Consider the following 24823-nt stretch of genomic DNA (forward strand, 5'->3'; position numbering starts at 1 on the left):
GGTGTGCTGATCGATGGTTAAAGGTACGAATTTAACACCCCGTCAAATCGTTGAAAAGCTAGATCAATTCATTATTGGTCAAAAAAATGCCAAAAAAGCAGTTGCAGTTGCACTAAGAAATAGATATCGACGAGGACTGCTTGATGAAAGGCTTCGTGATGAAATCAGTCCCAAAAATATATTGATGATTGGTCCTACTGGTGTCGGGAAAACAGAAATTGCACGTCGAATGGCAAAGCTAGTAGGGGCTCCATTTATAAAGGTTGAGGCTACAAAGTTTACAGAGGTAGGGTATGTTGGAAGAGATGTTGAATCAATGGTTAGAGACCTTGTTGAAACATCAGTACGCTTGGTAAAAGAAGAGAAAATGACAAGCGTAAAAGAACGTGCTGAAGAAAGTGCGAATCGCATTATAGTAGAATTATTAGTACCATCTAATAAGAAGACTGCAAACTATAAAAATCCTCTTGAAATGCTTTTTGGTGGCAATAATAATCACTCAGATCAAGAAACAACTGAGTCGGATGACATGGGAATTCAAGCTAAACGCAAAGTTGTGAAGGAGAAACTAGCACTTGGTGAGCTTGAAAATGAATTTATTACAGTAGAGCTTGAAGAACAGCAGCCTTCAATGTTTGATATGCTTCAAGGTTCTGGTATGGAACAAATGGGAATGAATATGCAAGATGCGCTCGGCGGGTTAATTCCTAAACGCAGGAAGAAAAGAAAACTAACTGTTAGTGAAGCAAGAAAGGTATTAACCAATGAAGAGGCACAAAAACTTATTGATATGGATGAAGTGACCCAAGAAGCTGTTTTTCGTGCAGAGCAATCTGGTATCATCTTTATTGATGAAATCGATAAAATTGCAAGCAAAAATAATGGTGGATCATCTGCTGATGTATCACGTGAGGGTGTGCAGAGAGACATACTCCCAGTAGTGGAGGGCTCTACTGTCGTAACTAAATACGGTACCGTAAAAACAGATCATGTTCTGTTTATGGCTGCAGGTGCATTTCATATGGCAAAGCCATCAGATTTAATTCCTGAATTACAAGGGCGTTTTCCAATCCGTGTAGAATTGACAAAGCTTACTGTAGAAGACTTTTTTAGTATTTTAGTTGAGCCAGATAATGCTTTAATTAAACAATATCAAGCATTATTGGAAACTGAAGGTATAGAAATTGAATTTTCTGACGATGCTATACGTAGGATTGCTGAATTTGCATTTGATGTAAATCAAAATACAGATAATATCGGAGCACGTCGTTTACACACGATTATGGAAAAATTATTGGAAGACTTATCTTTTGAAGCTCCAGAGGTTACAATGGAGAAAATTATGATTACTCCTCAATATGTTGAGGAAAAATTAGGAGCTATATCTCGTAACAAAGATTTGAGCCAATTTATTTTGTAAAATTTGTGTTAAATTATTTGTGAATGGATAGACAAACTAGACTCCGGGAATCAAGATAAAATAAACAGCTATTATGTTAAGCAAATTGGAGGAAAAATCAATGGATTTATTAACAAGAACAAGAAAAATTAATGCAATGCTTCAAAGAGCAGCTGGGAAACCAGTAAACTTTAAAGAAATGTCAGAAACATTAAGTGATGTAATTACTGCCAATACTTTTGTTGTTAGCCGTCGTGGGAAATTATTAGGATTCGCAGTTAATCAACAAATTGAAAATGACCGTATGAAACAAATGATTGCAGATCGTCAATTCCCAGAAGAATATACAAATAATCTCTTTAATATAAAAGAAACTTCGCCTAACTTAGGAGTGGAAAGTGATTATTCTGCATTCCCTGTTGAAAATAAAGAGCTTTTCAGCACAGGATTAACAACAATCGTTCCAATTATTGGTGGAGGAGAGCGTCTAGGCACACTTATCCTTGCGAGATTAAATGAACAGTTCCATGATGACGACTTAATTCTTGCTGAATATGGAGCAACAGTAGTAGGGATGGAAATCCTACGTGAAAAATCCGAAGAAATTGAAGAGGAAGCTAGAAGTAAAGCTGTCGTTCAAATGGCAATCAGTTCTCTTTCTTATAGTGAACTTGAAGCAATTGAACATATTTTCGAGGAATTAAATGGAAATGAAGGCTTGCTAGTAGCTTCAAAAATTGCCGATCGCGTTGGAATTACAAGATCAGTAATCGTAAATGCTTTAAGGAAATTAGAAAGTGCTGGTGTCATTGAATCTAGATCTCTAGGGATGAAGGGAACATATATTAAGGTATTGAATGACAAGTTTTTATTTGAATTGGATAAACTCAAATCAAACTAAGAATATGCTTATTAAAAAAAAACACTCTTCTTGTCGAAAGAAGAGTGTTTTTTTTATTTCTTGTTTGTTACAAAAAAAATATTACTATAATGTTTGCAATTATTGATTTTACTATAATAGACTGTTCTTAATGGGTCTTTTTTACTAATAGAAACCTAGAAGTAATCGTATATTGTTCGAAAATTTGTAAATATTTACAAGGGTTTAATGTTTCTTCACAAAGTTTTACATTTTATAATTAAAAATGGGTATAAGGTCATGTTAAAAGTAACCATACTTACATAGACATATTATTTCATATTCATTACAATATATTTTAGACGACATTATATTTCCTTTATCAGCAAATTTCTACATAACTAGTAGAATTTATCCGGAAAGAAAAAAACGAGGTGCGTTTAATGAAGTTGTTTTCAAGTACGATTGACACCATTGAAAATGGTTTAAATTATTCATCTCTAAAACAAAAAGTAATCTCACAAAATATTGCAAATGAATCAACTCCAGGCTATAAAGCAAAGGATGTAAGCTTTAAAGACACATTACAAACAGCAGTGAATCAATCATTAGGTGCAAATCGAACTGACGATAGGCATTTTGATTTCAAGGGGACCTCACCTACGGCCTCGGGGATTATTAATCGGAAAAATGTGTCATACAATCATAATGGAAATAGCGTTGATATCGATAATGAGATGACAGACTTAGCTAGTAACCAAATTTATTACAATGCTTTGATTGAAAGAATGAACGGGAAATTTTCTAGCTTACAAAATGTGATAAGAGGAGGTAAATAGTTATGTCAATATTTCATAGTATGAATAACACTGCCTCAGCCTTGTCAGCCCAGAGGCTAAGAATGGACGTTATTTCTTCAAATATGGCAAATATTGATTCAACACGATCAAAAATTGAAAATGGCGAATGGCAGCCGTACAGACGTAAAGCGGTAGTACTTGAGCCGAAGGAAGCACAGTTTTCTAACTACCTAAATAAGGCAATGAATCGGTCAGATTCGCAAACGGTTGGAAATGGTGTAAAGGTGACAAGAATTGTTGAGGATCAGACTCCATTTAAGCTTGTTTATAATCCAGAGCATCCTGACGCAAATGATGAAGGGTATGTTGAACTTCCTAATGTTGATCCGTTGAAAGAGATGGTCGATTTAATGAGTGCAACGAGATCGTATGAAGCCAATGTTACAGTTTTTAACGCTTCTAAAAGCATGATGATGAAAGCATTAGAAATTGGGAGATAAAGGGGAGTAAAAAATGAATACTGTTGGACTGCCATCCGTTAGCCATGTACTTAAGCCTCAAGAAAATCAAAAGACTCATACATATACACCATACGAAGCACATAAGAGTTTTGCGTCCGTTTTGAAGGAATCAATTAATAATGTAAATGAACTTCAAGTAAACTCCGATAATATGACTGAAAAACTTGTAAGAGGTGAAAATGTAGATTTGCATCAAGTAATGATCGCATCACAAAAAGCTAGCATTTCCTTACAAGCGACGTTAGAAATTCGTAATAAAGTAATTGAGGCTTATCAAGAAATAATGAGAATGCAAGTTTAAAAGAAAATCGGAAAAGAATTATTAAGGGGCGAGAAGCAAAAGTTGAAATAAATTGACTTATGATCTCAAACTTTAGGACGTACTAGTACTGACGCTGCAAAAGGACAAGGCAAGCTTCGTTAGCCAAATATCGCCCTCCTAAAAGCCATCTTTTGGGAGGACGTTGTGTTATTAGCAAGTGAGCCTATACGCACTGGAACTAAACAGTTCTCAAATCTTAAAAGCATAACTCATTTATATTAATTTAAGGCTAAAAACTAATCATTTGCGGTTATTAGCTGCCAAAGAATGAGACAGAATAACCGGGGGATAAAAAATGAAGGAATCGTTTCAAAAATATATCGATAAAATTCAAGAATTTTGGAAAAGCCGAACCAAAAAACAAAAGGTTTTGCTATTTGGTTCCGCGCTTTTATTCATTATTGTAATAACTGCTGTATCTTTATTAACTACTAGAACAACCCTAGTACCTTTATATAGCAATTTATCTCCATCAGAAACTGGAACGATAAAAGAAAGCTTAGATGGAAGAGGAATTCAATCTGAGATAGCAGATGGTGGAACAACGATAAAAGTGCCGGAAGAAGTAGTAGACACACTTAAGGTGGAGCTTGCTGCTGAAGGCATTCCTAAATCCGGAAATATCGACTATTCATTTTTTAGCCAAAATGCCGGAATAGGTACAACAGAGAATGAATTCAATATGATAAAACTTGATGCTATGCAAACGGAAATAGCCGATTTAATGAAAGGTATTGAGGGCGTAAATGATGCAAAGGTAATGATAAATCTTCCGGAAAAAGGGATTTTTGTTAGTGATTCATCGGAAGAAGCATCTGCATCCATCGTTCTAAATACAAAGCCGGGCTACCAGTTTGAGGAATCTCAAATTCAAGCATTATATCATTTAGTATCTAAAAGTGTTCCAAACTTACCTACTGATAATATCGTCATTATGAACCAAAATTTTGAGTACTTTGATTTGAAGAAAAATCAAAATTCCTCACCGGGATCGTCTTTTGCTGAACAGCATGAAATCAAAAAGCAAATTGAAAGAGATGTACAGCGTCAAGTGCAAGGCATGCTTGGTACTTTGATGGGTCAGGATAAGGTTGTTGTATCTGTAACGGCAGATGTTGATTTCACCCAAGAAAATCGGGAAGAAAACCTTGTAACCCCTGTTGATGAGGAAAATATGGAAGGAATCGCTATTAGCGCCCAAAAAATCACTGAAACCTTCTCGGGTAATGGGGATCAAGCAGGTGGTTTAACTGCTCCTGGTGACCCTGCGGATGTACCCGGTTCATCATACTTAGAAGGAAATGGGTCAAATGGAGATTACGAGAAAATTGAAGAAACAATTAATAATGAAGTAAATAAAATTCGTAAAGAAATCGTGGAAAGTCCTTACAAGGTTAGGGATCTAGGAATTCAAGTAATGGTTGAGCCGCCTGAACCAGATGATCCAAGCTCTCTCCCGCAAGAAAGAGTCGATGACATTACGAAAATTCTATCAACGATTGTCCGTACAACCATTGATAAGAATGCTGGTGGAGAGGAATTAACTGATGAGGCTATCAATGATAAAATCGTCGTTTCAGTTCAACCATTTAATGGAAAGGTTGAGTTCCCTGATGATGTAAAATCAGACATACCTCTTTGGGTTTATATTGTAGGTGGAATCCTTCTTGCGATTATCGCAGTCTTAATTTTCCTATTTATAAGAGCAAAAAGAAAACATATGGAAGAAGGAGAATTCGAGGAATTCCAAGAGCCAATTTATGTCCCTGACGTTAATGAGACACAAGAAACAGAGAGTTCAATGCGTAAGAAACAGCTTGAGAAAATGGCAAAAGAAAAACCAGAAGACTTCGCAAAATTATTACGCACTTGGATAGCTGAAGATTAGGGGGTATGGATTATGTCGAAAAAAGAACAAAAGGGATTATCAGGTAAACAAAAGGCAGCCATACTTCTTATATCTCTTGGTCCAGATGTGGCATCTTCTGTATATAAACATTTAAGTGAGGAAGAAATTGAGAAATTAACATTAGAAATTTCAGGTGTGAAGAAAGTAGACTCACATGCAAAAGAAGAAATCCTTGAAGAATTTCACAATATTGCCTTAGCACAGGATTATATTTCACAAGGTGGAATTGGCTATGCGAAAACAGTCCTGGAAAAGGCTCTTGGAAATGAACAAGCTGCCGTTATCATTAACAGGCTTACTTCTTCCTTACAAGTTAGACCATTTGATTTCGCAAGAAAAGCTGACCCGGCTCAAATATTAAACTTTATTCAAAATGAGCATCCACAAACCATTTCATTAATATTATCTTATCTTGATGCAGCGCAAGCGGGACAAATTCTTTCAGAGCTTCCTCAAGAAATGCAAGCAGATATTGCAAGGAGAATTGCTGTAATGGATAGCACTGCTCCTGAAATCATTAATGAAGTGGAACAAATTCTTGAAAGAAAGCTTTCAGCAACTGTTACTCAGGATTATACACAAACAGGTGGAATTGAAGCGGTTGTTGATGTATTAAATGGGGTTGATCGATCTACTGAGCGTACTATTTTGGATGCATTAGAAATTCAAGACCCTGAGCTTGCTGAAGAAATCAAGAAAAGAATGTTCGTATTCGAAGATATTGTTACACTTGATAGCCGTGCAATACAACGTGTTATTCGTGATTGTGAGAGTCAGGATTTAATGCTCTCACTAAAAGTTTCAAGTGAAGAAGTAAAAGAAATTATATTCAAAAATATGTCAAAACGTATGGTTGAAACCTTTAGAGACGAAATGGAATACATGGGTCCAGTCAGACTTCGTGATGTAGAAGAGGCTCAATCAAGAATTGTTGCAATTATTCGTCGTTTAGAGGAAGCAGGAGAAATCGTCGTTGCCCGTGGCGGGGGAGATGATATTATTGTCTAGGTTAATTAAATGGACACCTAATACATCCCAACAAGTTCAAGTCGAAAAAAGAGTAATCTCGATAAAAATATTAGAGCAATTTAAGCAAGAAACTGATGAAGAAACTACTGTTCCATTCATTCTAGAAGAGCACACAAAAAATATTTTAGAACAAGCTCAACATGACGCTGAGGCCATTTTAAATAAAGCTAGGCTTGAGGCTGATGAGCTTCGACAACAACTAGATGAGAAACGGCAGTCGTTTGAATTAGAAATGGTTTCATTAACAGAACAAGCTAAGGCATCTGGATTTGCTTCAGGACTAGAAGAAGGACGTAAAGAAGGATATTTCGAATACAGTCAACTAATTCAGACGGCAAAATCGGTTATTGATTCAGCAAAAAAGGATTATCTTACGCATGTAGAATCATCTGAAAAAGCAATTCTAGAAATCGGGTTAAAGGTCGCACAGAAAATCTTAGGGAAAACTATTGATGATAATGAAGAAGAATTTTTATCTTTTGTGAAACGCGCATTAAGAGAAGCAAGAGAAAACCAAGAAATTCAGCTTCATGTCCATCCTATCCATTATGAATTCCTACTCTTGAATAAAGAGGAATTAAAAATGCTTTTCCCTAGGGAAGTCGATTTGTTCATTTATCCAGACGATGATTTGGCAGAATCAAGCTGTATTATCGAATCTGTTAATGGAAGGATAGACGCCAGTATTGATAGTCAGCTTGAAGAGGTAAAACGTAAGCTTATTGAAATGCTAGAAGGTGAATAGGAATGAACCTTTCCGAATTAATTGATCAGATTGATCAATTAGATTCTTTTAAACGATATGGTCGAGTTAAAAGAGTAGTAGGACTAATGATAGAATCGCAAGGCCCTCCAGAAAGCTCAATTGGAGACGTTTGTTATATACATGTAGGAACTAAGCGAAAAAGAACGATACAGGCCGAGGTTGTTGGGTTCAAAAATGAAGAAGTCATATTAATGCCTTATACATCTACCAATGATATTTCACCTGGCAGTTTAGTTGAGGCAACCTCGAAGCCTCTAGAGATTAGAGTCGGTTCTCAGTTAGTTGGCTCGGTTATCGACTCTCTTGGTCAGCCGCTTGATGGGACTCCTTTGCCAAAAGGATTGACATCTGTTCCGACAGATCAAGAACCGCCTAATCCCTTGAAAAGACCCCCAATTTCTTCAGCAATTGAAGTTGGTGTTCGCATGATTGATAGCTTATTAACAGTAGGAAATGGCCAGCGGGTCGGGATTTTTGCAGGTAGTGGGGTCGGGAAAAGTACTTTACTAGGAATGATTGCGAGAAATACAACAGCAGATTTGAATGTAATTGCACTTATTGGTGAGCGTGGTAGAGAGGTTCGGGAATTTATCGAGAGGGACTTAGGGCCTGAGGGCTTAAGTCGATCCATCGTCATTGTAGCAACATCTGACCAGCCTGCCCTGATGAGAATAAAAGGTGCTTTTACCGCAACAGCAATAGCTGAATATTTTCGTGATAAAGGTTTAAATGTCATGATGATGATGGACTCGGTTACAAGGGTAGCGATGGCTCAAAGGGAGGTTGGTTTGGCAATTGGAGAACCGCCAACAACCAAAGGATATACCCCTTCGGTATTTGCGCTCCTACCTAAGCTCCTTGAACGAACGGGTACAAATGAACAAGGATCAATTACTGCATTTTATACAGTGTTAGTTGATGGCGATGATATGAACGAACCAATTGCTGATACCGTCAGAGGAATTTTGGACGGACACTTTGTTCTCGATCGTGCTTTAGCTAATAAGGGCCAATACCCAGCTGTTAATGTTTTAAAAAGCATTAGCCGGGTGATGAATAATATTGTTCAACCTGATCATGTTAATGCTTCAGAGAAATTAAGAGAAACATTAAGTACATATATAAATTCTGAAGATTTAATAAACATTGGTGCCTATAAAAGAGGCTCTTCAATTGATATCGATGAAGCAATCAGGCTATATCCTAATATCATATCTTTCTTAAAGCAAGGAACACATGAAAAAGTAACATTTGATGAAGCAGTTCAGCAATTATTTGACCTCGTAGGGAAGGGAGAATAGTTTCCATGCAATACCAATTTAGGTTCGAAAAAATCCTTACGATAAAAGAGATAGAAAAGGATGAAGCACTAAATGTTTATAATCAGGCAGTGAAAAGATTTGAGAAAGCTGCTGAAAAATTATATGAACTACTTAAGAAAAAAGAGGATTTAGAAGTTTATCAATCCTCAAGGCTTGTAAATGGTATACCAGTACAGGAAATTAGACATCATCAGCATTTTATACATAATTTAGAGAAAACGATTGAACATTATCAGCAAATTGTGATGAATGCAAGAAACCATATGAACTTCCAGCAAGAAAAGCTTAAAGAGAAAAATATTGAAGTGAAGAAATTTGAAATAATGAAAGAAAAAGGCTTAACTAATTATGCTGAAAGTGTAAAGCAGCTTGAGGGCAAGCAAATGGATGATATCTCGATCCAGCATTTTATGAATCGGGGAAATTAGGTGGTAAAGTGGACAAGTTATTAGAAGAAAAAGAATCGAAGAAATCCTCAAGATTCCAAGGCTTTATTTATTTAGTCTTAATTCCGCTGTTATTTGCTATAACAATTGCCCTAATTGTTATGACAATTCTTGGACATAACGTCTTTGAACTAGCAAAGGAATATGGACAGAAAATTCCTTTTGTTTCTTCTGTATTCGAAGAGGAAAATTCAAAGTCACTTGAAAATCTTGAAACAAAGGGTATTGAGCTTGAAGCTGAAATCAAAGATCGTGAAGCAAAGATTTCACAGCTGGAGACACAATTAGAAAGTAAAGATGAAGAGATTTCTAAAGTACAAATGGAAAAAGAACGTCTTGAAGATGAGATTGCAGAATTGACAGCCATGAAGGAAGAAAATAAACGTGCGTTTAAGGATATCGTCAAAACATATGAAACGATATCTCCAAAAAAAGCAGCTCCAATCATTTCTAATATGAGTGAGGAAGAAGCATTAAAAATCCTTTCTAATGTTAAAGCCGATACACTTGCCGGCATTATGGAAAAAATGGAACCTGAATTAGCAGCAAAGTATACAGAGTTATTAACTGCTGAAGGAGATAGCCATTCAGAAATCCAATAATTTTGAAGCAACGAAAGGAGGTGAAAAAGTGGAAATCGGTATTTTAGGAGCAATCAATACATTAATCTCTCAGGATATAAAAACGGGATCTTCAGGAAAAGGTGAATCCGGATTTTCTTCTCTTTTTGCAAATATGTTACCGAAACCAGCTAATACACTAAACTTGAAAGCTACAGATGAGAATACTGGTGATTTTTCAAATGAGGAACTGTCAGGGCTGCTTCAATTATTACAAACAAATGATATTCTCGAGCTTGAAAATGGGATGGAGCTTCTTGGAAAGGTCGCATTTCAAAGTAATTCAGACATCATTAATATAATTGAAGAAGAGTTGAATTTGTCTTCTGAAGAGCTTGTGCAGTTATTAAGTAGTTTCTATAATAAATTACTTACTAACAATAATGGAGAGAAGGGGTTAAGCCCTATTGAGCCAAATGATACTCAACAGGATAAAACGGACGAAAACCAAATAGATACCATTTTGTCCCTTATTCAGTCAATTGCATCTATTCAAATGCAAGATAAGCAATTGACACCTGACAAAGAGTTTGGACAAACAATGAAGGTTTTAAAACTATTTGAACTTTTATCTGCACATCAGGATTCTCACAGTAACCAAATAAAAATGCGAGAATTTATGAAAAGCATGAACGAAAAGTTAGAAGTTCTATTAAATGACTCCGTTCGTTCAAATAGAGATGAGCTTTTACAGAAAACCTTTACAAATCTAGTAAATGAATTAAATGGTAAAAGCAGTGTAAAAAGTGAAACTGTTGGCGACAATGTGGCGAAAGTTCTAGCTAAAACAGAACAGGTTCATCAGCATGGGTTTATCCATTTTCAACAATTATCTAAACCCGAGCAGCTGACTTTATTCTCTCAACCAGCGAATAGACCTGTATCTGCTGAACAATTGATGGAACAATTTCAATCAATACTTTCAAGAAGTCAATTCCTGAAAAATGGCGGAACGCAAAAACTTTTCATTAAGTTAAACCCTGAACATTTGGGAGCACTTAGAGTTGAACTGATTCAAAAGGATTCAGCGATCATTGCTCGTATTCTTACGTCTACTTCAACAGCGAAGGAAATGATGGAATCCCAATTAAACGGATTAAAGCAAGCATTTCATTCTCAAAATATTCAGGTGGAAAGAGTTGAAATCTCTCAGCAGTTTACACAGCAAGATCGGAGCTTTAATCGAGAGCAACAGAATGGACAAGAAAGACAAGAGCAGCATAGGGAAGATCAGCATGAACAGCAAACAAACGGAGATTTTACTAGCTCATTTGAAGAGGCACTCCTTAATACTGAAGCATAGGTGTGAAAATGAATGACAAATACAATTGATTCATCATTAATGCTATCAAAATATCAAAAAGATCAGCGGAAAACTGGATCAGATATATTAGGTAAAGATGATTTTCTAAAAATATTAATGGTTCAGCTGCAAAACCAGGATCCTATGAATCCCTTGGAGGATAAAGACTTTATTGCTCAAATGGCGACGTTTTCTACTCTAGAGCAAATAACCAATATGAGTAATACAATGGAGAAATTTGTTAAGGTACAGGAGCAAAGTCAATTAATTGCCTACAATCAGTTTGTTGGTAAGGATATAACTTGGCATAAAGTATCTGCGGCTACAAAGCCTGGAGGAGAGCCTGTAATAGAAGAAGGAACAGGGAAAGTAGCGTCTATTCAATTTAAGGATAATTCAGTTTTGTTTATTTTGGAAGATGGTACGAAATTAGAACCAGGGAATATCTCGCAAGTCAATGAAACTTCGAAAGATAATGCGATGGTTCAAGCTAGCATGATGATTGGAAAGACAATTACCTATTTAGAAGACAAGGCTGAGAAGGTAGCAAAAATAAAATCAGTTTCATTTAAAGACGGGAAAATTTATTTTCAGCTAGATGATGATAAGACATCAATCACTTCATCACAAATTATAAAAATTGAATAAATAGAAGGTGATTGGATGGATAAAATGATGTTTCATCCGATTCATTCAAAGGCCGTCATCAGCACAAAAACAAAATCGGCCAATCGAGAACTTCAACCCAACAATAGCTTCTCTGTACATTTCCAGAATGCACTACAGTCTGACAGTAAATTAACGGTCAGTAAGCATGCCAAAGAGCGCCTACTACAAAGAGGAATACATATCAATGATGCGCAATGGAATCAGATTGAGGAAAAAGTTCAAGAAGCAAAAAACAAGGGTGTAAAGGAATCGCTCGTATTACTTAAAGATGCAGCATTAATTGTCAGTGCAAAGAACAATACAGTAATAACGGCAATGGATCGGGAAGAAGCCCGTACACAAATATTTACAAATATCAATGGCACCATCATTTTGGACCAATAATAAGGCTGGACCTGAAAAGGAAGCCGAGGCTTGCGGATTGATTGAAGCAGCCATAAAGAAAGGAGCAAATATTAATGCTACGTTCAATGTACTCTGGAATTAGCGGAATGAAAAACTTCCAAACAAAATTAGATGTAATTGGTAACAACATCGCTAACGTCAACACTTTTGGCTTTAAAAAAGGTCGTGTTACTTTTAAAGATACAATGAACCAAATGGTTTCCGGTGCAAGTGCGGCAACCGAAACTCGTGGAGGAACAAACCCTATGCAAGTCGGTCTTGGTTCTTCATTAGCATCAATCGATACGATTCATACTGGCTCTAGTTTACAAACAACAGGTCGAGCTCTTGATTTAGGAATTGATGGAGATGGATACTTCGTAGTTAAAGATGGTAATCAAACTTTTTATACTAGAGCAGGTAATTTTTATGTTGATGATAACGGTACTCTTGTAACGGCAGATGGACTTAAAGTACAGGCATATAAAAATGGAGTCCTTGAAGATATTACAGTGAATGTGAATGCAACATTACCTGCACTGGCAACTGATGAAATGAAATTAGAAGGTAGTTTGCCTGATCCAGCTACATTATCACCTGGAGCAGGCAGTGAAGTTCAACAGATGAAAATTGTTGATTCAAAAGGTGTTGAACATACTTTAGACTATCAATACGTAGTAGATGCTGCTGGAACTGGATGGGAAATTAAGTTTACAAACCAAAATTCTACAACTGATCCAAAACCAAGTACTACATTACCGTTAGCCTATGATTCAACAACTAAAAAATATACTGCACCTGCTGACTTAGATTTAACAACTCTTGAGTTAACAGATGGAGGAACTGTTAAATTTAATGTAGACAAACTAAAACAAGAAGGAGATTCCATTACTGCACAAGCAAATCCAAATGGGAATTTATCGGGGAAGCTAGAAAGCTTTAATATCGGTCCAACTGGTGAAGTAAATGGAGTATATTCAAATGGTCAAATTAGAGGTCTTGGAACGATTGCATTAGCAAAATTCAGTAATACCTCTGGACTTCTGAAGGCTGGGGGCAACTTATTCCAAGAAACAATCAATTCAGGTACTGCAAATATTAATGTTCCTGGTAGTGGACGCGGAGGAATTGCAGCAGGTGCTCTTGAAATGTCTAACGTTGACCTTTCTGAGGAATTCACGGAAATGATCACAGCCCAGCGTGGTTTCCAAGCTAACACTCGGATTATCACTACATCAGATGAAATTTTACAAGAATTAGTTAACTTAAAACGATAAGTTAAGGGAGGGACAGGGTTGAAAGCTTAATGCTTTTAACCCTGAAAATAACATTGATTAAGGTTACGAGACTTAATGGGAAAGCATTTATGATAAATGCTGTGTATATCGAAACAATTGAATCTTTTCCTGATACTACAATTACGTTAACGAATGGACGTAAATATGTTGTAAGGGAGTCGGAAGATACTGTTTATATGCTTGTAAGAGAATTCTATCAATCTGTCAGCCTTCTAGGGCAACAATTGGGGGAAAATGAAAGTGAAGAATAATAAGCTGCTAATGATAATGATAATAATGCTTGTTGCCATAACCCTAGTAGGAGCAGTTGCGGTAATAGTTGTAAAAGAGCTAAATAGCTCTGGAACACAAGAGCCAACGATCGATGAAGTACTAGAATCATCCGTTGATATTCCGCAAATAACAACAAACTTAGCTAGCAATGATTTCGTTCGTATTTCTTTTAAAATTCAAACAGATAGCAAGAATGCGAAAAAGGAATTAGAGAAAAGAGATTTTCAAGTAAAGGATATTATCATTCAAGAATTATCTGAAATGAAAGCTGAAGATATCCAGGGTAAAGAGGGGCAAAATAAGCTAAAAGAAGAATTAAAAGAAGAATTAAATGAGATTATGCAAGAAGGTAAAATAGAACAGGTTTATATTACTGAAAATCTCCTCCAATGATATTACATAACATATTAATTTGCTAAATAAATGGAGGTGAGATTTCATGTCGGGAGAAGTATTATCACAGAATGAAATAGATGCTTTATTGTCTGCATTGTCAACAGGTGAAATGGATGCAGATGAATTAAAGAAAGAACAATTAGAGAAAAAAGTTAAGGTCTATGATTTTAAAAGAGCTTTGCGCTTTTCTAAAGATCAAATTAGAAGCTTAACGCGAATCCATGAAAATTTTGCTCGGTTACTTACAACATTTTTCTCAGCCCAACTAAGAACATATGTACAAATTACTGTTGCATCAGCGGATCAAATTCCATATGAGGAGTTTATTCGGTCGATACCGAAAATGACGATTCTAAATGTGTTTGAGGTACCGCCATTGGATGGAAGAATTCTGTTAGAGGTCAATCCTAATATTGCTTATGCATTGATGGACAGGATGATGGGCGGCAGAGGATCGAGTATTAATAAAATAGATAATCTTACTGAGATTGAAACAAAAATAATGTCAAACACGTTTGAGCGTGCATTTGAAAATTATATGGAAGCATGGAATAATATTGTCGAAATTGAACCACAGCTAATGGATTTTGAAGTGAACCCGCAATTCTTACAAATGGTTACACCTAATGAGACTGTTGTTGTTATTTCATTAAATACAACCATTGGAGAAACAAGTGGAATGATGAATATTTGTATTCCTCATGTTGTTCTCGAGCCAATTATTCCTAAATTATCAGTTCATTATTGGATGCAGTCAGAAAAGAAGGAAAGAAAGCCAGAAGAAATCGGCCGACTAGAAATGCATATTCAGCGAGCTGATGTTCCGATAGTGGGTGAACTTGGAACATCGGAAATTAGTATTCAAGATTTTCTAATGTTAGATATCGGGGATGTTATCGAGTTAAATAAACAAATTGACGAACCTCTCGTTTTAAAAGTTGGCGATATCCCTAAATTTATTGGACAACCAGGGAAAGTGAACAAAAAAATTGCTATACAAGTATTAGATAATGTGAAAGGGGGAGACGACGATGATGAGCGATGATATGCTTTCACAAGATGAAATCGATGCGCTTTTACGTGGAGGGGATGATGAGGAGTTTGAACCTTCGGAAGAAAACTTAAACGTAGAAGATTATCTTTCTCCAATGGAACAAGATGCACTAGGGGAAATTGGAAATATTTCGTTTGGAAGTTCTGCAACGGCATTGTCCACATTACTGAGTCAAAAAGTAGAAATAACAACACCAACTGTTTTAATCATACAAAAAAGTAAATTACCTGAGGAATTTCCTCATCCATATGTAGCGATTCATGTTAGTTACACAGAAGGATTTTCAGGAAGTAATTTATTAGTGATTAAACAATCTGATGCTGCGATTATAGCAGATTTAATGCTCGGTGGGGATGGAAGGAATCCTTCTGACATAATGGGAGAAATTCAGTTAAGTGCTGTTCAAGAAGCGATGAATCAAATGATGGGTTCTGCAGCAACATCCATGTCAACAATATTTAGCAAGAAAGTGGATATCTCTCCACCGTCAATAGATTTATTAGATGTTTCGCTAGGTGAAGGTACTGACAAAATTCCTAGTGATGATATTCTAGCAAAAATATCCTTCCGGTTAAAAATAGGAGATTTAATAGATTCAAATATTATGCAGCTCCTACCTTTGCAGTTTGCGAAAAGTTTAGTCAAGGAATTGTTAAATCCGAGTGAAATGTCTGGATCAAATTCAGGTAATATAGAAAAAGATCAAAATTCAGTACCGTCATTCTCAGGACATTCAGAATATACAATTGAAACGCAATCGCCACTTCCAGAAAGAGAAGCGGTTGCTCCGCAGGGAGGATGGCAGCAAGCACCACAAGCACAACAAGCTTTTAACCAGCCTGTACTGCAAACAAATTTACATAATGGGCCTCAGCATTTTGGTTCTGCATTTCCTGGAGGAGTCGCACCTAATGTTCAGCCTGCAGTATTTTCAAATTTTGAACCATATCCGCTTCAGGAGACTGAATCAAAAAATTTAAATATGCTACTGGATATACCTCTACAAGTAACGGTGGAACTTGGAAGGACAAAACGGTCTGTTAAAGAAATTCTTGAATTGTCCGCGGGGTCAATAATAGAACTTGATAAGCTTGCAGGGGAACCAGTTGATATTCTCGTCAATAATCGTCTAATTGCCCAAGGAGAGGTAGTGGTAATTGATGAGAACTTTGGAGTACGTGTAACAGATATTATTAGTCAGAGTGACCGAATTAAGAAACTTAAATAACGCACGGGGGTTAACAGAATAATGGCACAAAAAATTTTAATTGTAGATGATGCAGCATTTATGAGAATGATGATTAAAGATATCCTTACAAAAAATGGATATGAAGTTGTTGGAGAAGCAGCTGATGGAGCGCAGGCAGTAGAGAAGTATAAAGAATCACAGCCTGATTTAGTAACAATGGATATTACAATGCCTGAAATGGATGGGATTACAGCTTTAAAGGAAATTAAAAAGATCAATCCTAATGCGAAAGTGATTATGTGTTCAGCAATGGGACAGCAAGCAATGGTTATTGATGCTATCCAAGCAGGTGCCAAGGATTTTATTGTTAAGCCATTCCAAGCTGACCGTGTTATTGAAGCGATTTCCAAAACTTTAGGATAATAAATTTTAATTTAGAGGGTGCAGGATATTGCAATTTGTAAAACGAACAATTCTTTCTCTTCTATTAATAGGTATTGCTCTGCTGGGCTTGAATGCACCAGCCTATGCAGAGCAAATGAATAGTGTGAAAGATTGTATTGAACATCCTGATACATGTGATCAAGATCAGCCTTCAAAGGAACAGGAAAAGGAAAAGGAAATACAAAAGAATGAACCTTCTAAGGTAGGGCTGAATACATGGGATTTTATAAAAATGATCTTTGCGACAATCTTTGTAGTAGCTCTCCTTTACTTTATGCTTAAATTAATAAATAAAAAAAGCAAAACTTATAAAAGTTCTCAGCTTGTTGAAAATTTAGGCGGTACTTCACTCGGTACTAATAGATCTGTCCAATTGATCAAAGTCGGAAATCGTATCTTGGTCGTTGGTGTGGGTGAAAATATACAATTGTTGAAAGAAATTGAAGATAAAGAAGAGTATGGCCAATTAATCAAAGAGTATAATCAAAAAATGGAACAACTTATACAACCAAGCGATATTGTGACAAAGGTACTTCAAAGAAGAAAAAATACTCAGCAGGATGATAGAAAAGGGAACCATTTTCAATCATTACTTAAACAACAGCTAGATAATATTTCAAAAGACAGAAAAAAAATGTACGAAGAGATGGAGAAGAAAGGGTCGGACGAACGATGAATGAATTTATGGAGTTTTTTAACAACAGTTCGCCCGAAAATGTTTCGACGTCAGTCAAACTATTATTATTGCTGACAGTTTTGTCGCTTGCTCCTAGTATTCTTATCTTGATGACTTGTTTTACAAGAATAGTAATAGTTCTCTCCTTTGTCAGAACTGCGCTTGCTACGCAGCAAATGCCACCTAACCAAGTAATTATTGGCTTGGCATTATTTCTAACTTTTTTTATCATGGCGCCTACATTTCAACAAGTGAATGAGGAGGCATTAACACCGTTATTTAATGAAGAAATTAATTTAGAAGAGGCTTATGAAAAGGCATCGATTCCATTTAAAGAGTTTATGAGTGCCCAAACAAGGCAGCAGGATTTAGCGCTATTTCTTGAATATTCTAAAGCAGATCCTCCTGAATCAATTGAAGATATACCTTTAACTGCACTTGTGCCTGCATTTGCAATTAGTGAAATTAAGACCGCGTTCCAAATTGGATTTATGATCTTTATCCCTTTTCTTGTCATCGATATGGTTGTTGCGAGTGTACTCATGTCAATGGGGATGATGATGTTACCGCCTGTTATGATTTCACTGCCATTTAAAATATTATTATTTGTTCTAGTTGATGGTTGGTATCTCGTTGTTAAATCTCTTTTACAAAGTTTCTAAGCAGGTGAATGTATAGTATGACTCCCGAAACAGTAATAACAATCGCTGAACAAGGCATTTTAACTGTTTTAATGATATGTGGGCCTTTATTGCTCCTTGCTCTTGTTGTAGGTTTGATTGTAAGTATTTTTCAAGCAACAACACAAATTCAAGAACAGACTCTAGCATTCATTCCGAAAATCGTCGCTGTGTTAGTTGGGATTGTATTTTTTGGCCCTTGGATGCTTAGTCATATGCTCTCATATGCAGGTGAAATTTTTTCAAATTTAACGAGGTTTGTAGGATGATTATATGATAGATTTAAGCATCCAGTTTCCAGCTTTTTTACTTATTTTTGTGAGGGTAACATCTTTTTTCCTGATGATGCCCCTTTTTTCATATCGGTCTATCCCGACATCTGCAAAAATTGGCTTAGGCTTTTTCATGGCTATGATTATGATTTTTACAGTTGATATTCCAGAGATTTCAATTGATAGTCATTATTTGTTATTAGTTATAAAAGAAGCACTGATCGGGCTGCTTATTGGCTTTATTGCCTATCTAATTTTGTCAGCTATTCAAATAGCAGGTGGCTTTATTGACTTTCAAATGGGATTTGCGATTGCAAACGTAATTGATCCGCAAACGGGTGCGCAAAGCCCACTTATGGGTCAATATTTATATACAATTGCTCTATTCTTTTTACTAACTGTTAATGGTCATCATCTTATGTTAGATGGGATCTTTTACAGCTATCAGTTTATCCCATTAGATCAGCCATGGATTCCATTTGGCAACGAAGATATGGCCGAATATATTATTAAAGCATTTAATTCAATGTTTGTGATAGCGTTCCAAATGTCCATTCCAGTGGTTGGCAGTTTATTTTTAGTCGATATTGCATTAGGAATTGTTGCACGGACCGTTCCCCAGCTTAATGTTTTTGTAGTAGGACTTCCATTGAAAATTGGAGTAAGTTTCATTGTCCTTATAGCTGTGATGAGTATTATGCTATTTGTTGTATCTCAGTTATTTGAAACGATGCTAAATACGATGCGTGGCCTTATGGAAATTATTGGGGGAACATAGAGAATGAAACGATTAGTCACTTTAGATTTACAATATTTCGCAGGAGAAAAGACTGAAAAGGCTACTCCAAAGAAAAGGCAAGATGCTAGGAAAAAAGGACAAGTAGCGAAAAGTCAAGATGTGAACACAGCTATTGTTCTATTAGGAGTCTTTTTGTTCCTATTATTCGGTGGCTCATATTTAAAAGATATTGTAATAAATATTATGAGTCATACTTTACAAGAGTATATGCTGATGGAATTGACTGAAGCAAATATTCAAATGTTATTTCTAGCGATCTTAAAAGAGCTCGTTTTGCTTCTTGGACCCATCATGCTTGTAGCGATGGTCGGGGGAATTATTGCAAATTATATGCAGGTCGGCTTTTTATTTTCGACTGAAGCGATCCAACCCAAATTAGAAAAACTTGACCCTATAAAGGGATTTAAACGAATTTTTTCTGTTCGGGCTATTGTCGAGCTTTTAAAATCAATCTTAAAAATCAGTTTTGTTGGACTTGTTACTTTTATGGTTTTATGGAACAGAATTGATGAAATCCTTATCCTATCACAGAAATCAGTAGGTACCGCGATGGTTACAATCGGAAGCTTAACAGTGCAAATGGGATTGTTTGCTTCTGGTGCTCTGCTGTTCTTATCATTATTGGATTATTTTTATCAAAAATATGATTTTGAAAAAAACATCCGAATGTCTAAACAGGATATTAAAGATGAGTATAAAAATATTGAAGGGGACCCCCTAATAAAATCAAAAATTAAACAGAGACAAAGGGAAATGGCGATGCGAAGGATGATGCAAGAAGTACCTAATGCAGATGTAGTCATTACAAATCCCACGCATTATGCAGTAGCATTGAAATATGACGAGTCGAAATTAGATGCACCTTATGTTGTTGCAAAAGGTGTTGACTTTGTCGCTCAAAAGATAAAAATGATTGCGAAAGAACAAGAAATAATAACTGTTGAAAATAGGCCTCTTGCGAGAGCTTTATATAGTCAGTCAGAAATTGGCGACGCGATCCCAGAAGAGTTTTTTAAGGCGGTCGCAGAAATTCTTGCCTATGTATACCGAACAAAAAATAAAATTTGATTTTTTGTTCGAGTGAGTTAACTGTCTAGCTCCGAATTACAGGACGTACTAGTGTCGACCATGCCACAGGACATAGTCGACAAGCACATACCCCTTCAAGGACACAGTCGAATCTCTAGAAAGGAAAAAAACACCTTTTTCGTGTGACTCGTCTTGTGCAATGCCTGAGGGTGATCACAAAGGAAAGCTTCTGTGAAAAGTCATCGTAGGAACAATTTATCCTTTGATTGTTCCGAAGGCTCTTGCGCTTTCTAATAGGAGAGGAATTTTATGTCTGGGAAAGACTTATCTGTTTTATTAGCTGTAATCTTAATTGTGGCTATGCTTATTATCCCTTTTCCACCATGGCTTCTAAGTATACTCATTCTAATTAATATTACATTGGCCCTTCTTGTCCTATTGACGACAATGAACATGAGTGAGCCACTTCAATTTTCAATTTTTCCTTCATTATTGTTATTATTAACACTTTTCCGATTAGGTTTAAATGTTTCGACAACACGCTCGATTTTATCTACTGGTGAAGCGGGTGGGGTTGTACATACATTTGGTACCTTCGTTGTCGGTGGAAATATTGTTGTTGGGCTTGTAGTGTTTTTAATTTTGATCATTATTCAATTTATCGTAATTACAAAAGGAGCAGAGCGTGTCTCAGAAGTAGCTGCAAGATTTACACTCGATGCAATGCCTGGGAAGCAAATGAGTATCGATGCAGATTTAAACGCTGGGATTATTTCTGAACACGAAGCCCGTGAGCGCCGTGAAAAGGTAAGTAGAGAAGCTGATTTTTATGGTTCAATGGACGGTGCGAGTAAATTTGTTAAAGGGGACGCAATTGCAGGGATTATCATTGTTCTGATCAACTTAATCTTTGGAATAGTAATAGGCGTCATGCAGCTTGACTTATCGGTAGCTGATTCTGCGGCAAAATTTTCTCTTTTAACTGTAGGGGATGGACTCGTAAGCCAAATTCCTGCACTTCTTATTTCAACTGCAACAGGGATTGTTGTTACACGTGCTGCATCAGATGGAAATCTTGGTAAGGATATTACAACTCAATTATTTGCCTACCCGAAAATGCTCTATGTTACTGGAGGAACTATTTTCTTATTAGGCTTATTTACACCAATCAGCAATTTACTTACGATTCCAATTGCATTACTTCTTTGTTTTGGAGGATATATGATTTCCAGAACCCCAGAAACTAGTAAAGAATTATTGCAGGAAACAGAGGAAGAGCTTGAAACAGGTGAAATGAAAAGTCCTGAAAGTGTCGTAAGTTTATTGAATGTAGATCCAATTGAATTTGAATTTGGATACGGACTCATTCCATTAGCTGATGCTAACCAAGGCGGAGATCTGCTCGATCGTATTGTTATGATACGGAGACAACTCGCCATTGAGCTTGGTTTAGTTATTCCGGTCGTTAGGATACGAGATAATATTCAATTGCAGCCAAATGAATATCGTCTCAAGATAAAAGGAAATGAAATGGCTCGGGGAGAACTGCTGCTTGATCATTATCTTGCGATGAGTCCTGGAATTGATGATGATTCAATAGAAGGAATTGATACAATTGAACCTTCCTTTGGTCTTCCGGCGAAATGGATAACGGAAGAAATGAAAGAGCAAGCAGAAATATTTGGATATACAGTCGTTGATCCACCATCTGTTGTTTCAACACATATTACAGAAGTCATAAAAGGAAATGCTCATGAATTAATAGGACGACAAGAAACAAAACAATTAATTGATCACCTAAATGAAAGCTATCCAATTCTTGTTGAAGAGGTTACTCCAAATCCTCTTTCAGTTGGAGAAGTGCAAAAAGTATTGGCTAAGCTATTAAAGGAAAACGTCTCTATTCGTAATTTACCAATCATTTTTGAAACACTTGCTGATTTTGGTAAGGTTACAAGTGATACAGACTTGCTAACGGAATATGTACGCCAAGCCCTAGCTCGTCAAATTACCAATCAATTTTCGCAAGCTAATGATTCGTTAAAAGTTGTAACTCTTTCTGGAAAAATAGAGAAACTAATTGCAGACGGAATACAACAAACGGAACACGGAAATTATTTATCCATTGATCCAGGCATGTCTCAAGGAATTTTAGAATCAATAGCTTCACAAGTTGAGCAATTATCTCTAATTGAACAAACACCAATTGTTTTATGTTCACCTGCTGTAAGAATGTATGTTAGACAATTAACAGAAAGGTATTTTCCGCAAATACCAATTTTATCTTATAACGAACTTGAAGCAAATGTTGAAGTACAGAGCGTTGGGGTGGTGAATATTGATTGAAGGTGAAAAAATATATTGCTTCCTCCATGGCAGAAGCCATGAAGAAGATTCGTGCTGAACTTGGAAGTGATGCAGTAATATTGAATTCAAGGGAAGTACAAACTGGCGGTTTTCTAGGGCTTTTTAAAAAACGTAATATCGAAGTAATAGCAGCTATTGATCAACAAATGAAACAACAGCCTGTACCTATTACAAAACAAAAGATTAGTAATAAGTCAGTTTTGAAACCTGAACTGGAAAAGGTTAGTAAACCAAATGATGATAAGCCTAATGAAGATTTAATAAATGAAATGAATGAACTAAAAAAGATCATTTCACAAATATCTGTGCCATCTGGAGGTTTTGGACCGTCCTATCCTGATCCTATTAAACTGTTGCACACTTTATTAATGAAACAAGAAATTGATTCTACAATCCAAGAATCGATCTTAAGTTCTCTATTAGAAAAATGGTATGTCGAGGGAGCGAATGCTTCAATTGATGTCGTATATTCATGGCTGGAAAAAGATTTAGTTGATAGAATTTCTGATATCCCATTTGGAGGAGTCTCCTTTAAGAAAAAGTATATTAATGTTGTAGGTCCAACAGGTGTTGGGAAGACGACAACTCTAGCAAAAATAGCTGCTGAAGCAGTTATTAATCATAAGAAAAAAGTAGCTTTTATTACGACAGATACATACAGAATTGCCGCAATTGATCAATTAAAAACATATGCCAAAATATTAAATATTCCAATGGAAGTTTGTTATACGATTGAAGATTTTTATAAAGCTGCAAATTCTTTTAATGAATTCGACCTTGTACTTATTGATACAGCTGGAAGGAATTTTAGAAATAAGCAGTATGTTGAAGATTTAAAACAGGTAATCGATTTTGATAACGAATGTGAAACATTCCTTGTTCTCTCCCTTACGGCAAAACAAAGGGATATGGAAGACATTTTTGACCAGTTTTCAATTATTGAGATTGATAAATTTATTTTTACTAAAGCTGATGAAACATCGAGTTATGGTGCCATGTATAATTTGATCAATAAATACAACAAGGGTGTTGCATACATGACAAATGGTCAAAATGTTCCCGATGATATGATTGCAGCACAACCGAGTATTATAGCAAAAACAATTATTGGGGTCGAATAATATGAAAGACCAAGCAGAAGATTTACGAATAAAATTGAAAAGGCTAGCAAATAAGAAACATCCGAAGACGTTAGCAGTTGTAAGTGGAAAGGGAGGAGTAGGAAAGTCTAATATTTCTTTAAACTTTTCTATTTCACTCTCCCAAAAAGGATTTTCCGTGTTGCTTTTTGACATGGATGTAGGAATGGGTAACCTCGATATATTAATGGGAAAAACATCTGTATATTCAATTGTTGACTTTTTTAAAGGCACTGTAACCTTAAAAGATACAATTATGAATGGACCTGAAGGCATTAAATATATTGCAGGTGGTTCCGGGCTTTCTCAATTAGTGAAGCTAGAAGAAGAAATGATTGATAAATTTACAATAGAGTTATCACAATTAATTCAGGATTACGATTATGTAATTTTCGATATGGGTGCAGGCGTTACAAATGAATCGATTAAATTTATACTTTCAGTTCATGAAATTATTGCGATTACAACTCCAGAACCTACAGCAATTACAGATGCTTATTCGATATTGAAGCATATCCATTTGATGGATTCAACCATTCCTTTTTATGTTGTCATCAATCGAGTCCAAAGTGAAAAGGAAGGAATTCAGACATTCAGTCGAATTTCCAAGGTATTAAATAGCTTTCTTGGTAGGGATTCTTATTTTCTTGGTGTTGTTCCTGATGATCGATCTATTCAACAAGCAGTTAGGCGGCAAATTCCTTTTATTCTTAATAATAATAAATCTCCTGCATCAAAATCTTTATCAGAAATGACAGAACGCTATATGAAAAAGCATTTTAGTGGAACGACAGAATCAAATGCCTTTCCGTTTATATCAAAATTAAAGAAGCTCCTCTTTGAAAGGTAGGAATCTGC

Annotated in this window: 28 protein-coding genes; all 28 read left to right on the top strand. The window is 36.0% G+C overall.

Annotated elements, in window-relative coordinates; all coding sequences use genetic code 11:
* The first annotated feature begins 13 nt into the window (after window positions 1–13).
* Window positions 14–1420 (top strand): ATP-dependent protease ATPase subunit HslU, encoded by a 1407-nt coding sequence (hslU, locus tag FSZ17_RS09845; RefSeq protein ID WP_057769845.1) that lies wholly within the window; start codon window positions 14–16, stop codon window positions 1418–1420.
* A gap of 100 nt (window positions 1421–1520) precedes the next feature.
* Window positions 1521–2300, top strand: a complete 780-nt coding sequence (gene codY / locus FSZ17_RS09850; protein WP_057769847.1) for a GTP-sensing pleiotropic transcriptional regulator CodY — start codon at window positions 1521–1523, stop codon at window positions 2298–2300.
* Between the two features lie 401 nt (window positions 2301–2701).
* On the top strand, window positions 2702–3097 hold the full coding sequence (gene flgB / locus FSZ17_RS09855; RefSeq protein ID WP_057769848.1) for a flagellar basal body rod protein FlgB: 396 nt from the start codon (window positions 2702–2704) through the stop codon (window positions 3095–3097).
* Between the two features lie 2 nt (window positions 3098–3099).
* A complete protein-coding gene (flgC, locus tag FSZ17_RS09860; protein WP_057769849.1) occupies window positions 3100–3558 on the top strand; it encodes a flagellar basal body rod protein FlgC in 459 nt (152 codons plus the stop codon).
* Window positions 3559–3571: 13 nt separating this feature from the next.
* A complete protein-coding gene (gene fliE, locus FSZ17_RS09865) occupies window positions 3572–3880 on the top strand; it encodes a flagellar hook-basal body complex protein FliE (protein ID WP_057769851.1) in 309 nt (102 codons plus the stop codon).
* 316 nt (window positions 3881–4196) lie between these two features.
* On the top strand, window positions 4197–5789 hold the full coding sequence (gene fliF / locus FSZ17_RS09870; protein WP_057769852.1) for a flagellar basal-body MS-ring/collar protein FliF: 1593 nt from the start codon (window positions 4197–4199) through the stop codon (window positions 5787–5789).
* Window positions 5790–5801: 12 nt separating this feature from the next.
* Entirely contained in the window at window positions 5802–6818 is a 1017-nt protein-coding gene (gene fliG, locus FSZ17_RS09875; protein WP_057769854.1) for a flagellar motor switch protein FliG, read from the top strand.
* Complete coding sequence (gene fliH / locus FSZ17_RS09880) at window positions 6802–7584, top strand: flagellar assembly protein FliH (RefSeq protein ID WP_146846434.1); 783 nt, start codon at window positions 6802–6804, stop codon at window positions 7582–7584. Before fliG ends, fliH begins: the two co-directional genes overlap by 17 nt.
* A 2-nt stretch (window positions 7585–7586) precedes the next feature.
* A complete protein-coding gene (gene fliI / locus FSZ17_RS09885) occupies window positions 7587–8906 on the top strand; it encodes a flagellar protein export ATPase FliI (protein ID WP_057769856.1) in 1320 nt (439 codons plus the stop codon).
* Window positions 8907–8911: 5 nt separating this feature from the next.
* Window positions 8912–9355, top strand: coding sequence for a flagellar export protein FliJ (gene fliJ / locus FSZ17_RS09890; protein ID WP_057769857.1), 444 nt, complete (start codon window positions 8912–8914; stop codon window positions 9353–9355).
* Between the two features lie 8 nt (window positions 9356–9363).
* On the top strand, window positions 9364–9975 hold the full coding sequence (locus FSZ17_RS09895) for a MotE family protein (RefSeq protein ID WP_057769858.1): 612 nt from the start codon (window positions 9364–9366) through the stop codon (window positions 9973–9975).
* Between the two features lie 28 nt (window positions 9976–10003).
* Window positions 10004–11296, top strand: a complete 1293-nt coding sequence (locus FSZ17_RS09900; protein WP_057769859.1) for a flagellar hook-length control protein FliK — start codon at window positions 10004–10006, stop codon at window positions 11294–11296.
* 12 nt (window positions 11297–11308) lie between these two features.
* A complete protein-coding gene (flgD, locus tag FSZ17_RS09905; RefSeq protein WP_057769861.1) occupies window positions 11309–11944 on the top strand; it encodes a flagellar hook assembly protein FlgD in 636 nt (211 codons plus the stop codon).
* Window positions 11945–11959: 15 nt separating this feature from the next.
* Entirely contained in the window at window positions 11960–12349 is a 390-nt protein-coding gene (locus FSZ17_RS09910) for a TIGR02530 family flagellar biosynthesis protein (RefSeq protein ID WP_057769862.1), read from the top strand.
* Window positions 12350–12423: 74 nt separating this feature from the next.
* Window positions 12424–13626, top strand: a complete 1203-nt coding sequence (locus FSZ17_RS09915) for a flagellar hook protein FlgE (protein ID WP_057769863.1) — start codon at window positions 12424–12426, stop codon at window positions 13624–13626.
* Window positions 13627–13679: 53 nt separating this feature from the next.
* Window positions 13680–13898, top strand: a complete 219-nt coding sequence (locus tag FSZ17_RS09920) for a flagellar FlbD family protein (RefSeq protein WP_057770664.1) — start codon at window positions 13680–13682, stop codon at window positions 13896–13898.
* Entirely contained in the window at window positions 13888–14313 is a 426-nt protein-coding gene (gene fliL, locus FSZ17_RS09925) for a flagellar basal body-associated protein FliL (RefSeq protein ID WP_057769864.1), read from the top strand. The genes FSZ17_RS09920 and fliL overlap by 11 nt, the downstream gene beginning before the upstream one ends.
* A 46-nt stretch (window positions 14314–14359) precedes the next feature.
* The gene (fliM, locus tag FSZ17_RS09930; RefSeq protein WP_057769866.1) at window positions 14360–15361 is read left to right on the top strand and encodes a flagellar motor switch protein FliM; all 1002 of its coding nucleotides are present in this window, start codon (window positions 14360–14362) and stop codon (window positions 15359–15361) included.
* Window positions 15348–16598, top strand: a complete 1251-nt coding sequence (fliY, locus tag FSZ17_RS09935) for a flagellar motor switch phosphatase FliY (protein ID WP_057769867.1) — start codon at window positions 15348–15350, stop codon at window positions 16596–16598. Before fliM ends, fliY begins: the two co-directional genes overlap by 14 nt.
* A 21-nt stretch (window positions 16599–16619) precedes the next feature.
* On the top strand, window positions 16620–16982 hold the full coding sequence (locus FSZ17_RS09940) for a response regulator (RefSeq protein ID WP_057769868.1): 363 nt from the start codon (window positions 16620–16622) through the stop codon (window positions 16980–16982).
* A 28-nt stretch (window positions 16983–17010) separates the two neighbouring features.
* Window positions 17011–17679 carry a flagellar biosynthetic protein FliO gene (locus tag FSZ17_RS09945; RefSeq protein ID WP_228460311.1) on the top strand — a complete coding sequence of 223 codons (669 nt, stop codon included), beginning with the start codon at window positions 17011–17013 and terminating at the stop codon, window positions 17677–17679.
* Entirely contained in the window at window positions 17676–18341 is a 666-nt protein-coding gene (gene fliP / locus FSZ17_RS09950) for a flagellar type III secretion system pore protein FliP (protein WP_057769871.1), read from the top strand. The genes FSZ17_RS09945 and fliP overlap by 4 nt, the downstream gene beginning before the upstream one ends.
* A gap of 17 nt (window positions 18342–18358) precedes the next feature.
* The gene (gene fliQ / locus FSZ17_RS09955) at window positions 18359–18628 is read left to right on the top strand and encodes a flagellar biosynthesis protein FliQ (protein WP_057769872.1); all 270 of its coding nucleotides are present in this window, start codon (window positions 18359–18361) and stop codon (window positions 18626–18628) included.
* 4 nt (window positions 18629–18632) lie between these two features.
* Window positions 18633–19409, top strand: coding sequence for a flagellar biosynthetic protein FliR (fliR, locus tag FSZ17_RS09960; protein WP_057769873.1), 777 nt, complete (start codon window positions 18633–18635; stop codon window positions 19407–19409).
* A 3-nt stretch (window positions 19410–19412) separates the two neighbouring features.
* Window positions 19413–20498, top strand: a complete 1086-nt coding sequence (gene flhB, locus FSZ17_RS09965; protein ID WP_057769874.1) for a flagellar biosynthesis protein FlhB — start codon at window positions 19413–19415, stop codon at window positions 20496–20498.
* A gap of 270 nt (window positions 20499–20768) precedes the next feature.
* Window positions 20769–22805, top strand: a complete 2037-nt coding sequence (gene flhA / locus FSZ17_RS09970) for a flagellar biosynthesis protein FlhA (protein WP_057769876.1) — start codon at window positions 20769–20771, stop codon at window positions 22803–22805.
* Complete coding sequence (flhF, locus tag FSZ17_RS09975; protein ID WP_057769877.1) at window positions 22802–23947, top strand: flagellar biosynthesis GTPase FlhF; 1146 nt, start codon at window positions 22802–22804, stop codon at window positions 23945–23947. Before flhA ends, flhF begins: the two co-directional genes overlap by 4 nt.
* Window position 23948: 1 nt before the next feature.
* Window positions 23949–24815 (top strand): MinD/ParA family protein, encoded by an 867-nt coding sequence (locus FSZ17_RS09980; protein ID WP_057769878.1) that lies wholly within the window; start codon window positions 23949–23951, stop codon window positions 24813–24815.
* The last annotated feature ends 8 nt before the right edge of the window (window positions 24816–24823 follow it).

This window comes from Cytobacillus dafuensis (assembly GCF_007995155.1).
Classification (GTDB): Bacteria; Bacillota; Bacilli; order Bacillales; family Cytobacillaceae; genus Cytobacillus; species Cytobacillus dafuensis.

What these genes read in the sequence shown, in the direction of transcription:
- fliQ (WP_057769872.1), top strand. Translation starts at nt 18,359, where the DNA reads ATGACTCCCGAAACAGTAATAACAATCGCTGAACAAGGCATTTTAACT.
- fliH (WP_146846434.1), top strand. Translation starts at nt 6,802, where the DNA reads ATGATATTATTGTCTAGGTTAATTAAATGGACACCTAATACATCCCAA.
- fliI (WP_057769856.1), top strand. Translation starts at nt 7,587, where the DNA reads ATGAACCTTTCCGAATTAATTGATCAGATTGATCAATTAGATTCTTTT.
- fliM (WP_057769866.1), top strand. Translation starts at nt 14,360, where the DNA reads ATGTCGGGAGAAGTATTATCACAGAATGAAATAGATGCTTTATTGTCT.
- flhA (WP_057769876.1), top strand. Translation starts at nt 20,769, where the DNA reads ATGTCTGGGAAAGACTTATCTGTTTTATTAGCTGTAATCTTAATTGTG.
- fliF (WP_057769852.1), top strand. Translation starts at nt 4,197, where the DNA reads ATGAAGGAATCGTTTCAAAAATATATCGATAAAATTCAAGAATTTTGG.
- FSZ17_RS09915 (WP_057769863.1), top strand. Translation starts at nt 12,424, where the DNA reads ATGCTACGTTCAATGTACTCTGGAATTAGCGGAATGAAAAACTTCCAA.
- flgC (WP_057769849.1), top strand. Translation starts at nt 3,100, where the DNA reads ATGTCAATATTTCATAGTATGAATAACACTGCCTCAGCCTTGTCAGCC.
- flgB (WP_057769848.1), top strand. Translation starts at nt 2,702, where the DNA reads ATGAAGTTGTTTTCAAGTACGATTGACACCATTGAAAATGGTTTAAAT.
- flhB (WP_057769874.1), top strand. Translation starts at nt 19,413, where the DNA reads ATGAAACGATTAGTCACTTTAGATTTACAATATTTCGCAGGAGAAAAG.
- FSZ17_RS09940 (WP_057769868.1), top strand. Translation starts at nt 16,620, where the DNA reads ATGGCACAAAAAATTTTAATTGTAGATGATGCAGCATTTATGAGAATG.
- fliG (WP_057769854.1), top strand. Translation starts at nt 5,802, where the DNA reads ATGTCGAAAAAAGAACAAAAGGGATTATCAGGTAAACAAAAGGCAGCC.
- hslU (WP_057769845.1), top strand. Translation starts at nt 14, where the DNA reads ATGGTTAAAGGTACGAATTTAACACCCCGTCAAATCGTTGAAAAGCTA.
- FSZ17_RS09910 (WP_057769862.1), top strand. Translation starts at nt 11,960, where the DNA reads ATGGATAAAATGATGTTTCATCCGATTCATTCAAAGGCCGTCATCAGC.
- fliP (WP_057769871.1), top strand. Translation starts at nt 17,676, where the DNA reads ATGAATGAATTTATGGAGTTTTTTAACAACAGTTCGCCCGAAAATGTT.
- flgD (WP_057769861.1), top strand. Translation starts at nt 11,309, where the DNA reads ATGACAAATACAATTGATTCATCATTAATGCTATCAAAATATCAAAAA.
- fliR (WP_057769873.1), top strand. Translation starts at nt 18,633, where the DNA reads ATGATAGATTTAAGCATCCAGTTTCCAGCTTTTTTACTTATTTTTGTG.
- fliE (WP_057769851.1), top strand. Translation starts at nt 3,572, where the DNA reads ATGAATACTGTTGGACTGCCATCCGTTAGCCATGTACTTAAGCCTCAA.
- fliY (WP_057769867.1), top strand. Translation starts at nt 15,348, where the DNA reads ATGATGAGCGATGATATGCTTTCACAAGATGAAATCGATGCGCTTTTA.
- codY (WP_057769847.1), top strand. Translation starts at nt 1,521, where the DNA reads ATGGATTTATTAACAAGAACAAGAAAAATTAATGCAATGCTTCAAAGA.
- FSZ17_RS09980 (WP_057769878.1), top strand. Translation starts at nt 23,949, where the DNA reads ATGAAAGACCAAGCAGAAGATTTACGAATAAAATTGAAAAGGCTAGCA.
- fliJ (WP_057769857.1), top strand. Translation starts at nt 8,912, where the DNA reads ATGCAATACCAATTTAGGTTCGAAAAAATCCTTACGATAAAAGAGATA.